This is a genomic window from Mesorhizobium sp. M0062 (assembly GCF_040323125.1).
In the GTDB taxonomy this organism is placed as follows: domain Bacteria; phylum Pseudomonadota; class Alphaproteobacteria; order Rhizobiales; family Rhizobiaceae; genus Mesorhizobium.
In genome coordinates this window covers 1-12,254 of sequence record NZ_JAMYUO010000024.1, presented here as the reverse complement: position 1 = coordinate 12,254, position 12,254 = coordinate 1, and the positions used below count along the sequence as shown (strand labels likewise).

Below are 12,254 nucleotides of genomic sequence, written 5' to 3'. Positions count from 1 at the left end.
GCGTTGCGCTCTAAATCCGCCTGAATCCTGTCTCATGGCGTCCCGGCGATCGGCGGGACGCCGATTCTCCTGTCCAGACGCCGCGATCGCCGGCAAAGCTTCTCGACGATCGGATTCCCGACATGGCCAATGAAATCAACCCTGCGCCCATCAAGGAGCTGGGCGGCTACCAGCACATGCGCCGCATGGTCCTTGCGGTGCTGGTGGTGGTGCTGTTTGCGGCACTGCTGTTCGGCCAGTCGACCTTCCCGCCCGATACCCCGGTGCATGAAACGATCGAGATGGTCGGCGTGCTGCTGATCTTCCTTGGCGTCGTAGGCCGCTTGTGGTCGACACTCTATATCGGCGGGCGCAAATCCTCCGAAGTGGTCACCGGCGGACCCTATTCGATCACCCGCAATCCGCTCTACGTGTTCTCGACCGTTGCCGCCGCCGGCGTCGGGGCGCAGATCGGCTCGTTCTCCGGCATCGTCCTGTTTGCGCTTTTGTGCGCCGGCGCCTTCCACATCGTCATCCTGCGCGAGGAACGGTATCTCAAGGAGGTTCTCGGCGCGCCCTACACAGCCTATCTGGCGCGGGTGCCGCGTTTCTTCCCCCAGCTGTCGCTCTACCAGGAAGGCGACACCGGCAGCTTCAAGCCGCGCCTCTTGCTGACCACCTTGCTCGACGGGCTGGTGTTTCTGGTGGCGTTGCCGGTGTTCGAGACCATCGATGGCGCCCAGCAATCGGGTATACTCCCGGTGCTGTTCAGGCTCCCCTAGGTAGGCTGATATTCAGGTGAGGCCGACCTGCAAACGGCCGATCCCTGCGCTTCCGGTGTTCACGTACTTAAGTACGCTCCGCTCCGGTTCTCGGCATCAGCCGTTTTCGGCTCGGCCTGACCTGAATCTCGACCCACCTATCGGAGCCCAGGCTTGCACCGTGAATTAAGACAGAGCGTCGCAGCCGCTCGGGTGTTGCGCGCCAGCCCGCTTTGAAGTATAGGACCGCCGTTCCAAGAAAACCGCCCGGCAGGGCATGCCGTGGCGGTTTCATTTGCTTTTCGGGCTTTTGGTCCGCCCGAAGCGAACAAGAAGCGCGATTGTGCGCCACCAATACGGAGTAGCAAAATGCCCAAGATGAAGACCAAATCGGCCGCCAAGAAGCGGTTCAAGATCACAGGTACGGGTAAAGTCCTGTCGGCTGCGGCCGGCAAGCGTCACGGCATGATCAAGCGTTCCAACAAGTTCATTCGAAATGCCCGCGGCACGATGGTTCTGGCTGAACCGGATGGCAAGAAGGTCATCAAGAATTTTCTGCCGAACGGCCTCTGAGCATTCGGTTTCAGGAACAGCGTTTAAGGAGATCATGACATGGCACGCGTAAAAAGAGGCGTCACCTCGCACGCCAAGCACAAGAAGGTCCTGAAAGCCGCGAAAGGCTTCTACGGCCGCCGCAAGAACACCATTCGCATCGCCAAGCAGGCGGTCGAAAAGTCGATGCAGTATGCGTATCGCGACCGCAAGAACCGCAAGCGCTCGTTCCGCGCGCTGTGGATCCAGCGCATCAACGCCGCGACGCACGAGCATGGCCTGACCTATGGCCGCTTCATCGACGGCCTCAACAAGTCCGGTATCGAGATCGATCGCAAGATCCTGTCCGACATGGCCATCCATGAACCGCAGGCGTTCGCCGCACTCGTGGCCAAGGCCAAGGTCGCGCTCGAATATCTGAAGAACACCACCCCGAATGCTTTTGAAAGCGCTGTCGCCTAAGACCAGCGCTTCCCAGCATTCGCAATTCTGATTGGGGAACCCGCGCTGGCACGGCTGGCGCGGGTTTTTCTTATGGCTGAACTTTCAACTTGAAAGTGACTTTCACCTCAAAGTTGACTCCCAACACAGCGAGTTTGACCGTGAACGACATAGCTACCGGCTTGGATACTCTCGAAAACTCCCTGATGGCCGACGTCGCGTCGGCCGCCGATGAGGCTGCTATCGAAGCCGTGCGCGTCGCGGCTCTCGGCAAAAAGGGGTCGATCTCGGAATTGCTGAAGACACTGGGCGCGATGAGCGCCGAGGAGCGCCAGGTCAAGGGCCCCGCGATCAACGGCCTGAAGAACCGCGTCACCGAAGCGCTGACGACACGCAAGGTCGAGCTGAAGGATGTGGCGGTCACGGCGCGCCTTGCCGCCGAGACGGTCGACGTGACGCTGCCGGTGCGGCAATCGCCGGCCGAGCGCGGCCGCATCCATCCGATCAGCCAGGTCATCGACGAGATCGCGGCGATCTTCGGCGATCTCGGCTTTGCCATCGCAGAAGGTCCCGATGTCGAGAGCGACTATTACAATTTCACCGCGCTGAATTTCCCCGAAGGGCATCCGGCGCGCGAGATGCACGATACCTTCTTTTTCCAGCCGGACGAAAAGGGCGAGCGCAAGCTGTTGCGCACGCACACCTCGCCGGTACAGATCCGCACCATGGAGAAGCAGAAGCCGCCGATCCGCATCGTCATTCCCGGCAAGACCTACCGGCAGGATTCCGACGCTACCCACTCGCCGATGTTCCATCAGGTCGAGGGGCTGGTGATCGACAAATCGGCCAATGTCGCCAACATGAAGTGGGTGCTGGAAGAATTCTGCAAGGCTTTCTTCGAGGTGCCGCAGGTCAAGATGCGCTTCCGGCCGTCCTTCTTCCCGTTCACCGAGCCGAGCCTCGAGGTCGACATCCAGTGCGACCGCTCGCGGCCCGGCGAAGTGCGATTCGGCGAAGGCTCCGACTGGATGGAGATCCTCGGCTGCGGCATGGTCCACCCCAATGTGCTGCGCGCCGGCGGGCTCGATCCCGACGAATATCAGGGCTTTGCCTGGGGCATGGGCATCGACCGCATCGCCATGCTGAAATACGGCATGCCGGACCTGCGCGCCTTCTTCGACGCCGATGTGCGCTGGCTGTCGCATTACGGTTTCAGGCCGCTCGACATGCCGACGCTGTTCGGAGGTCTTTCCGCATGACGGCGCCGCACGCCGGTGGCTGCCGCTGCGGCGCGGTACGGTTCGAGGCATCAGTCGAACCGCACCATATCAGCTATTGCCATTGCGGCGATTGCCGGCGCGCCAGCGGTGCGCCGGTGTCGGCCTTTGTCGGCTTTCTGACCGAGCAGGTGGCTTTCACCGGCAAGGCACTGAAGATGTACGAGAACGGCCCGGTTACACGCTCGTTCTGCGGCATTTGCGGCTCGCCTATCGCCTATGTCGACGAGCGGCTGGAAGACCACATCTATTTCATGCTGGGCGCCATGGACATGCCGGCCTATTTCCGGCCGACGCACCATGCCTATGTGCGCGAGCAGCTGCCCTTCGTGCATATGCCCGACGACTTGCCGCGCCATTTGAAGACAAGCGTACCCAGACCCGATGGACAAGTTCCGGGCGGGTACAGACAAAACGGAACATAGTGATGAAACTCACCCTTTCCTGGCTCAAGGATCATCTCGACACCGACGCCACGCTCGACGAGATCGTCGAGAGGCTGACCTCGATCGGCCTCGAAGTCGAGCATGTCGACGACAAGGCCGGCCTGAAGCCGTTCGTCATCGCCAAGGTGCTGACGGCGGTGCAGCATCCCGACGCCGACCGGCTGCGGGTGCTGACCGTCGACACCGGCAATGGCGCAGCCCCTGTCCAGGTGGTGTGCGGTGCGCCGAATGCCCGCGCCGGCTTGATCGGCGCCTTCGCCGCGCCCGGCGCCTATGTGCCCGGTATCGACGTGACGCTGACCGTCGGCAAGATCCGGGGCGTCGAGAGCCATGGCATGATGTGTTCCGAGCGCGAGCTGGAGCTGTCGGATGAGCACAATGGCATTATCGACCTGCCGGCCGATGCGCCTGTCGGCACCAGCTTCGCGGCTTACGCGCATCTCGACGATCCGGTGATCGAGATCAATCTGACGCCGAACCGGCCGGATGCGACCAGCATTTACGGCGTCGCCCGGGACCTGGCGGCAAGCGGGCTTGGCCGGCTCAAGACCGCGCCGGTCGAAGCGGTCCTTGGCAAAGGTGAAACGCCGGTCAAGGTGACCATCGAGGCGCCGGAGCTCTGCCCCGGTTTCGCGCTGCGCCTGGTGAAAGGCGTGAAGAACGGGCCGTCGCCGAAATGGCTGCAGCAAAGGCTGATCGCCATCGGCTTGCGCCCGATCAGCGCGCTGGTCGACATCACCAACTACGTCACCTTCGACCGTGGCCGGCCGCTGCATGTGTTCGATGCCAAGAAGGTCGCCGGCAATCTCGTCGTGCGCCGCGCACGCGACGGCGAGAAGGTGCTGGCGCTTGACGGGCGCGAATACACGCTGACGCCGCAGATGTGCGTGATCGCCGACGACAATGGCGTCGAATCGATCGCCGGTGTCATGGGCGGCGAGCATTCCGGCTGCGACGAGAACACCACGGACGTGCTGATCGAATCCGCTCTTTGGGATCCGATCACCACGGCCCGCACCGGCCGTACGCTCGGCATCATCACCGATGCCCGTTACCGTTTCGAGCGTGGCGTCGACCCGGAATTCATTGTGCCCGGCGTCGAGCTGGCGACAAAGCTGGTGCTGGAGTTCTGCGGCGGAGAGCCGACCGAGACGGAGGTGGTCGGCTATGCCGGCTACAAGCCGAAGATCGTTTCCTTCCCGATCTCGGAAGTGAAGCGGCTGACCGGCATCGAGGTGCCGAAGGCGGAAAGCCTCGACATCCTGACCCGCCTCGGCTTCAAGCCGTCAGGCTCGGGCGACGTCGTCGATGTCGCTGTGCCGTCCTGGCGTCCTGACGTCGACGGCAAGGCCGACCTGGTCGAGGAAGTGATGCGCATCCACGGCGTCGACAACATCGCGCCGCAGCCGCTCGGCGCGCATGACGCGGTCAACTCCAAGATACTGACGACGCTGCAGGTTCGCACCCGCACTGCCAAGCGCTCGCTCGCCGTGCGGGGCATGCTGGAGGTTCTCACCTGGTCGTTCATCCCGGCCAAACACGCCGAACTGTTCGGCGGCGGCCAGACGGCGCTGAAGCTCGCCAATCCGATTGCAGCCGACATGTCCGATATGCGACCCTCGTTGTTGCCCGGCCTGATCGTCGCCGCGCAGCGCAATGCCGACAAGGGCATCGGCGATGTCGCGCTGTTCGAGGTCTCCGGTACCTATGAGGGCGACGGCCCCGACCAGCAGCGGCGCGTTGCCGCCGGTGTGCGCCGCGGCACCGCCAAGCTCGACGGTTCCGGCCGCAGTTGGGCCGGCAATTCCGGTCCGGTCGGCGTGTTCGACGCCAAAGCCGACGCGATTGCAGCGCTGGAAGCCTGCGGCGCGCCGGTCGACAGGCTGCAGATCGAGCCAGGCGGTCCGGCCTGGTATCATCCCGGCCGCTCCGGCACGATCAAGCTCGGCCCGAAGACAGTGCTCGGCACCTTCGGCGAGTTCCACCCGAAGACGCTGGAGGGGTTGGACGTTTCCGGACCGATCTGCGGTTTCGAGGTCTATATCGACGCCGTGCCGGAGCCGAAGGCCAAGCCGACGAAAACCAAGCCGAAGCTGGAGCTCTCCGCCTTCCAGGCAGTGAAGCGCGACTTTGCTTTCGTCGTCGACAAAGGGGTCGAGGCCGGCACGCTGGTGCGGGCAGCGCTCGCCGCCGACAAGAAGCTGGTCACCGGCGTCTCGGTGTTCGACGTCTTCGAGGGCGCTTCACTCGGTGCCGCCAAGAAGTCCATCGCCATCGAAGTGTCGATTCAGCCGGTTGAAAAGACGCTCACCGACGAGGATTTCGAGGCGTTGGCCAAGCGGATCGTCGACAATGTCGGCAAGCAGACGGGCGGCGTGCTGAGGACGTAAAGGGATTGCCGGCAGGGGTGGCGAATCGCCCTCCTACTGGGAGTTGATTTGCTAGGGCAAGGCCGGATTGAAACGGAAGCTCAGGTCGTAAAACCGCGCGGGCTCCTACGCGGTCACGTCCAGCCTCGACAGAATACCTTGATACGTCCTGATGTGTTCCTGGGCGTGCTCAATATCTGTTTGTGTGGTGTCGCGCCATTCGGGATGCTCGATAGTGCTTTCTCTTGTTTTCAAATGCCCTGTTTCAAGCAATTCAACTTGCCGTTCGAGGACCTCGATCCGGGCGTTGATATCCTTTCGGTATGCGATGAGCACCGCAAGCCGAACGACGTTGGTAGGTATCTCGACGGGGCGTTGATCCTCGCGCCTGCTACCGCGCTCGTAATTTTCGATGGAACCACGTGAGACGCCGAGAACTGCGGCTGCAGCTTCTTGCGATAGCCCGAGATCCTTGCGCCAAGCCTTGAACTGTTCCGGTGTCATATTGGAATCTCCATTTTCGTGGCACGGAGTATCAGTTGCGTACTGAGTACGCAAGAGTTTTCTTCATACTCAGTACGAATTCTGACGCCGCAATGAGATAAGATCTCAAGTGTCCGGATTGCGGATCGACAGCGAATCGCCCTCCAAAGGGTGATGGATCATCTGCGCTATTCCGGGTTCTCGTTCGAAGCACAACGCGAAGCGCTTCTCGCCATCGTGTCGGCGGATCCACTGGTTCGCGACGCGCTGGCGCAGGCACGCTCGCTTGACCTGCCGGATTGGCTGGTGGTTTCAGGCGCGCTCTATAATTCCGTCTGGAACCATCTGACCGGCAAGCCATCGGGCTACGGCATCAAGGATGTTGATCTTTTCTACTTCGATGACAGCGACCTGTCCTACGAGGCCGAGGACGGTGTGATTGCCCGCACCGCTACGGTCTTCGCCGGCCTGCCGCTACCGGTCGAGGTGCGCAACCAGGCGCGGGTGCATCTGTGGTATCCGCAGAAATTCGGCCGGCCCTGCCCGCGCTATACCAGCTCCAGCCACGCGCTCCGCTTTTTCGCCTCGAGGACTCACGCGGCTATTCGCTACGACGCGGATGGGCAGCTTGAACTGGTGGCGCCGTTTGGGCTCGACGATATCTTCTCGTTTCGCATCACGCCGAACCGGGTGATGGACAACCAGCAGACGCATGAGGCCAAGGGCAGGCGTGCCAAGGATACCTGGCCAGAGATATCGGTTGTACCTTGGTGATTTTTCACAAAGGTCGAAGGTGTCGATTCGCTGCAATTTTCAAGCGGTCATCGATCAAATCCACAAGATAATGTGTCCATCAGTGTGGAGGCCACAAAATATCGTTGCGCCAGATGGACTCAAATGCAGAATCGTGTTTCTTTTTGAGGGCTGGCTAAAAGAATGGGTCGACCACAGATTGCAGTCTGCGGCCGACCTTTGGTCAGACCCAGCAATTAACCCGTCGAGGGAGCTGGGCCGGTCTCGATTAAAGACGTGATCACTGAATCACGGCTGATTCGCCGCGTCAACCCTCGGCTTTGTTGTCCACAATGGAAGGACAAAGTAATGAGCGTTTATGGCCTGACCAAGGTGCCGCTTGGCACCAAGAAGCGTACCGGAGAAACCTGCCCCGAGAGCGGCGTCTGGAAGGTGGACGATCCTCGCGACTCCACCACTGGACCCTTTGCGAAGGGCAATACTTTCCCTCCGTACAAGGGAAAGGCAGTTACCTGGGTTCTCATTCAGTACGCCTAGCTGAAGACAAGGGGCTGAGCCGCATGGTTCAGCCCCTTTTGATCTGGCTATTGCTGCAAACTCACCCATTCACCAGCGCCAGCAATTCCTCGGTGTACCGCTTACCCACCACCTTGTCCGGCGACAGAGCATCGCCGATCGCCGCCACTTCGGCCGCACTCAGCTCGATCCCGGCCGCCGCCGTGTTCTGCTCGAGATGGCGGATTTTCCGCGCGCCGGGGATCGGCACGATGAAGTCGCCCTGGTGCAGCACCCAGGCCAGCGCCAGTTGCGCCGAGGTGACGCCTTTTTCCGTCGCCAGCTTTTCCAGCGTGGCGATCACCTTGGCATTAGCGGCCATGGCGTCGGCCTGGAAACGCGGCAAGGTCCGGCGCCAGTCGTCGTCGCTGAGGGCCTCGGGCTTGGCGATGGTGCCGGTGAGCAGGCCGCGACCGAGCGGGCTGTAGGGGACGAAGCCGATGCCGAGTTCGCGGCAGACATCGAACACTTCGTCTTCGGGGTCGCGGCTCCACAGCGAGTACTCACTCTGCACGGCAGCGATCGGATGCACGGCGTGCGCCCGGCGGATGGTGGCGGCACTGACCTCCGACAGGCCCAGCGCCCGCACCTTGCCATCGCGCACCAGCTCGGCCATGGCGCCGACCGTGTCCTCTATCGGCACGCCGGGATCGACGCGGTGCTGGTAGTAGAGGTCGATAACATCGGTATCGAGCCGTTTCAGCGAGGCTTCCGCCACTGCCTTGACGTGCTCCGGGCGGCTATCGACGCCGACCATGCGTTCGAGGCCTGAGCCTTCCTCGGAAATCTTGAAGCCGAATTTGGTGGCGATCGTCACCCTGTCGCGCACCGGCTTCAACGCCTTGCCGAGAAGGATCTCGTTCTCAAAGGGACCATAGACTTCGGCGGTGTCGAAAAACGTCACGCCGATCTCGACAGCGCGGCGCAGCGTGGCGATTGCATCCGCCTCGGCCTGACCGCCATATGCGAAGCTCATGCCCATGCAGCCGAGGCCGACGGGGAAGACTTCGAGTTCAGTACCAAGTTTGCGGGTTTTCATGGCGCATCTCCTTGTTGCGATGAAACAGAGATAGCGCCTAGCTTTACGTTCGATAATTGGCTGTCATTCGCACGGGCTGTTCTATAAAATAGAGCAATGAACCGAGCGCATCTTTCTCAACTCGCTGTACTGGCAACAGTCGCCCAATGCGGCAGTTTTCGCGGCGCGGCGCGCGAACTGGCCATCGCGCCCTCGGCAGTGAGCCATGCCGTGTCCAGCCTGGAGGCGCGGCTGGGCGTGCGGCTTTTGGCGCGCAGCACCCGCAGCGTAGCGCCAACGGAGGAGGGCGCGCAGCTGCTCGAACGGCTGCGGCCGGCGCTGTCCGAGATCGATCTGGCGCTGGAAACGGCGATCGAGGCGCGCGACCGGCCGGCCGGGAACCTGCGGCTGACCGTGCCGCGCACCGCGGCCCACCTGGCATTGACGCCCAGGCTCGGCGGCTTTGCCGCGGCCTATCCTGACATCGTGCTGGAAATCGTCATCGAGGACCGCTTCACCGACGTCGTCGAAGGCGGCTTCGATGCCGGCGTGCGGCTCGGTGAGAGCCTGCAGCGCGACATGATCGCGGTGCGCATCGGACCGGACCTTCGCGGCGCCGTGGTCGGCGCGCCATGCTATTTCGCGACCATGCCAAGACCCCGCCATCCGCGCGATCTTGCCGACCACCGCTGCATCCGCTTCCGTTTTTCCAGCGGCATTCTTTACCGCTGGGAATTCGAGAAGGATGGCGAAGAGATCGAGATCGCGGCGCAAGGGCCGCTGATCCTCGACGAAGACCATCTGATCGCCCAGGCGGCGGTCGACGGCGCTGGGCTCGCCTTCGTCTTCGACGATTATGTGCGCGCGCCGCTCGCCGACGGTCGCTTGATCCGCGTGCTGGAAGACTGGTGTCCGCCCTTCGACGGTTTCTTCGTCTACTACCCCAGCCGCCGCCAGATGCGCCCGGCGCTGCGGGCGTTTGTTGATTTCTTCAAGGTCGGTGCTTAGCCACCTCCCCCTAGTGGGGAGGGTCGATCCGCGTAGCGGATCGGGGTGGGAGTCTTCGTAGGGCGCTACCCCCCACCCCGTCGCTTCGCGCGGACCCTCCCCACAAGGGGGAGCGTGGAAGAAAGCCCAGCTGCCATTCGTTCACCAGCCATGCCGGCATTCATCACCAACAACTCAACCCGCTACGGCTGGGCGGCGATCGTCCTCCACTGGCTGATCGGCATCCTGTTCATCGGCCAGTTCATGCTTGGCTTCATCATGGTGCGGTTGACCAGCCAGCGCACCGCCTTCGAGCTGATCCAGCTGCACAAATCCTTCGGCTTCCTGCTGCTCGGCCTCCTCATCCTGCGCATTGCCTGGCGGCTCGGCAATGCGGCCCCGGCCTTGCCGGCCTCGGTCGGAGGCCTGGAGCGTCGGACGGCGCCGCTGGCGCATCTGGCACTTTATGGCTTCCAGCTCGCGGTGCCGCTGTCCGGCTGGGCACTGGTTTCGGTGTCGATGCTGGAGATCCCCAGCATGCCGTTCAACTTTTTCGTGATGCCGAACCTGCCGCTCGGCGTGTCCGATGCGGCGGAAAACTTCTGGGCGGCAGCACACTGGTATCTCGCCTATGCCGGCATTGCCTTGGTTGCGCTGCATGCGCTGGCGGCGCTGCGGCATCATTTCTGGCTGCGCGACAGCGTGCTCACGCGCATGATCACGCCTTCGTCAGATCAGGACATGGAATAGCGCGCGCCGCGCATTCGTTCATTGGAGTGAGGGCGCAACACTTCGCCTGCCCCAGAAGGACAAAACCCATGTATGCGCGCATCTTCGGATTGGCGGCTGTTGCCGCTTGCCTTGCCATGCCTGTCTCCGCCGCTGTGGACCTCGGCGACGCTGCCGGCAGCTACACGGTCAACCCGGCCAGCTCCAGCATTCGCTTCTCCATCGGCAAGGTCGGTGGCGGCGGCCTCGACGGCGCCTTTGGCCGCTTCAAGGGCTCCATCCGCATCGACAACAGCGATGTCGGCCGTTCCGCGGTCAACTTCACCATCTATCCCGAAAGCGTCGGCACCGGCCAGGGCCGCATCGACGCCTTCCTGCGCTCCGATGCGGTGTTCGACGTGGCCAACAGCCCCGAAATCCAGTTCCGCTCGACCAGCGTAACCCGAACCAGCGACACCACGGCGCTGGTCAGCGGCCGGCTGACGGCGCGCGGCAAGACGTTTGCGGAAAAGTTCACTGCCGAGCTCGGCGGGCTGAAGGGTGGCGTCATTAAATTCCACGTCACCGGCAAGGTGCTGCGCTCCCGGTACGGCATGGATGTCGGCACGCCGATCTATTCGAATATCGTCAATTTCGACATGACGCTGACGGGCAAGCGAGGCTAGCAGGACCAGCGATCCGCATTGGCTTTTCCCGCAATTTCGGGCAAACCTCCTCGCCTGTAAATCGATAGGAGAAGCCTGATGTTCCGATGGGGTGTTTTGTCGACGGCCAAGATCGGCCGCGAGCAATTGTTGCCGGCAATCGTCGAGGCCGAGAATGGCGTTTTGTCCGCGATCGCCAGCCGCGACCTGTCGAAGGCCGAGGCCCTGGGCGAGCGGTTCGGCGCCAGGCATGCCTTTGGTTCGTATGAGGAGCTGCTGGCTTCGAAAGACGTCGACGGCGTCTACATCCCGCTGCCGACCTCGCAGCATGTCGAATGGACGGCCAAGGCCATCGAAGCGGGAAAACATGTGCTGGTGGAGAAGCCGCTGGCGCTCGACGCCAAGGACATCGCGCCGCTGATCAAGCTGCGCGACCAGAAGAAGGTGCTGGTCTGCGAGGCCTTCATGGTCATCTACCACCCGCAATGGATCAAGGTGCGCGATCTCATCGCCGATGGCGCCATCGGCCGGCTGCGCCATGTGCAGGGCGCCTTCTCCTACTACAATGTCGATCCCACCAACATGCGCAACCAGCTCGATCTCGGCGGCGGCGCGCTGCCTGATATCGGCGTCTATCCGACGGTGTCGACGCGGTTTTCGAGCGGCAAGGAGCCGCTGCGCGTGCAGGCGACGATCGAGCGCGACAAGAAATTCGGCACCGACATCTATTCCTCGATCCGCGCCGATTTCGGCGATTTCGAACTGTCCTTCTATCTGTCGACGCAGATGGCGGCGCGGCAGGTGATGGTGTTCCACGGCGAGAAGGGTTTCATCGAGGTGTTCTCGCCGTTCAATGCCGGGCTCTACGACCATCACCGCATCGAACTGCACAACCAGAACCATACGGAGGCGCAGGTGTTCCGCTTTCCCGGCACCCAGCAATACCGGCGCGAGGTAGAGACGTTTGCCAGGGCGGCACAGGGCGGCAAGGAGCGTGTCTTCACGCTGGAGGAGTCCGTGCTCAACCAGAATGTCATCGACGCCATCTTCCGCGCCGGTGGCAAGGAAGGCTGGGAGGCCGTCTGATACAGCAATCTTAGCCGGTAATTTCATGGGAGAAGGGGGGGGGGGGGGGGGGGGGGCGGCGGCCGGCGGGGGCGGGGCGGGGGGGGGGGGGGGGGGGGGGGGGGGGGGGGGTATCGTATGTAGCGGGGTAGGAGGCAAACTGGCGGATTGGATCGAATGGGAGGTGAGGGCGCA

Annotated in this window: 14 protein-coding genes; 12 read left to right on the top strand and 2 right to left on the bottom strand. The window is 62.6% G+C overall.

Translation table 11 applies throughout. The features are described from left to right. Positions 1-122 precede the first annotated feature (122 nt). The 6 genes from NKJ64_RS23620 to pheT all read left to right on the top strand — a co-directional run bounded on the left by NKJ64_RS23620 (position 123) and on the right by pheT (position 5,846). Positions 123-761 (top strand): methyltransferase family protein, encoded by a 639-nt coding sequence (locus tag NKJ64_RS23620; protein WP_023681388.1) that lies wholly within the window; start codon positions 123-125, stop codon positions 759-761. A gap of 348 nt (positions 762-1,109) precedes the next feature. After that, complete coding sequence (gene rpmI, locus NKJ64_RS23615) at positions 1,110-1,313, top strand: 50S ribosomal protein L35 (protein WP_006201248.1); 204 nt, start codon at positions 1,110-1,112, stop codon at positions 1,311-1,313. 39 nt (positions 1,314-1,352) lie between these two features. Beyond that, a complete protein-coding gene (rplT, locus tag NKJ64_RS23610; RefSeq protein WP_023672281.1) occupies positions 1,353-1,754 on the top strand; it encodes a 50S ribosomal protein L20 in 402 nt (133 codons plus the stop codon). Positions 1,755-1,939: 185 nt separating this feature from the next. Beyond that, a complete protein-coding gene (pheS, locus tag NKJ64_RS23605) occupies positions 1,940-2,992 on the top strand; it encodes a phenylalanine--tRNA ligase subunit alpha (protein WP_032885996.1) in 1,053 nt (350 codons plus the stop codon). Continuing rightward, the gene (locus NKJ64_RS23600; RefSeq protein WP_023819904.1) at positions 2,989-3,435 is read left to right on the top strand and encodes a GFA family protein; all 447 of its coding nucleotides are present in this window, start codon (positions 2,989-2,991) and stop codon (positions 3,433-3,435) included. The genes pheS and NKJ64_RS23600 overlap by 4 nt, the downstream gene beginning before the upstream one ends. Before the next feature lie 2 nt (positions 3,436-3,437). Continuing rightward, positions 3,438-5,846, top strand: coding sequence for a phenylalanine--tRNA ligase subunit beta (gene pheT, locus NKJ64_RS23595; RefSeq protein ID WP_352463439.1), 2,409 nt, complete (start codon positions 3,438-3,440; stop codon positions 5,844-5,846). Between the two features lie 105 nt (positions 5,847-5,951). Here the strand turns inward: pheT and NKJ64_RS23590 are convergent, their stop codons facing one another. After that, positions 5,952-6,329, bottom strand: coding sequence for a helix-turn-helix domain-containing protein (locus NKJ64_RS23590; protein WP_023710419.1), 378 nt, complete (start codon positions 6,327-6,329; stop codon positions 5,952-5,954). A gap of 153 nt (positions 6,330-6,482) precedes the next feature. Here NKJ64_RS23590 and NKJ64_RS23585 point away from each other — a divergent pair, with 153 nt between their 5' ends. Then, the gene (locus NKJ64_RS23585; RefSeq protein WP_352463438.1) at positions 6,483-7,082 is read left to right on the top strand and encodes a nucleotidyltransferase family protein; all 600 of its coding nucleotides are present in this window, start codon (positions 6,483-6,485) and stop codon (positions 7,080-7,082) included. Between the two features lie 327 nt (positions 7,083-7,409). Next, entirely contained in the window at positions 7,410-7,598 is a 189-nt protein-coding gene (locus NKJ64_RS23580) for a hypothetical protein (protein WP_031199013.1), read from the top strand. 61 nt (positions 7,599-7,659) lie between these two features. Here NKJ64_RS23580 and NKJ64_RS23575 read toward each other — a convergent pair whose 3' ends face one another. Next, the gene (locus NKJ64_RS23575) at positions 7,660-8,655 is read right to left on the bottom strand and encodes an aldo/keto reductase (RefSeq protein ID WP_352463437.1); all 996 of its coding nucleotides are present in this window, start codon (positions 8,653-8,655) and stop codon (positions 7,660-7,662) included. Positions 8,656-8,751: 96 nt separating this feature from the next. On the opposite strand from NKJ64_RS23575, the gene NKJ64_RS23570 reads away from it, so the two are divergent. From NKJ64_RS23570 to NKJ64_RS23555, 4 genes are all read left to right on the top strand, one after another. Next, positions 8,752-9,642 carry a LysR family transcriptional regulator gene (locus NKJ64_RS23570; protein ID WP_023752338.1) on the top strand — a complete coding sequence of 297 codons (891 nt, stop codon included), beginning with the start codon at positions 8,752-8,754 and terminating at the stop codon, positions 9,640-9,642. Between the two features lie 150 nt (positions 9,643-9,792). Then, complete coding sequence (locus NKJ64_RS23565; RefSeq protein ID WP_352463436.1) at positions 9,793-10,371, top strand: cytochrome b; 579 nt, start codon at positions 9,793-9,795, stop codon at positions 10,369-10,371. Between the two features lie 68 nt (positions 10,372-10,439). Continuing rightward, positions 10,440-11,015 carry a YceI family protein gene (locus tag NKJ64_RS23560; protein ID WP_023681381.1) on the top strand — a complete coding sequence of 192 codons (576 nt, stop codon included), beginning with the start codon at positions 10,440-10,442 and terminating at the stop codon, positions 11,013-11,015. Positions 11,016-11,093: 78 nt separating this feature from the next. Beyond that, entirely contained in the window at positions 11,094-12,080 is a 987-nt protein-coding gene (locus NKJ64_RS23555; RefSeq protein ID WP_352463435.1) for a Gfo/Idh/MocA family protein, read from the top strand. Positions 12,081-12,254: the final 174 nt, after the last annotated feature.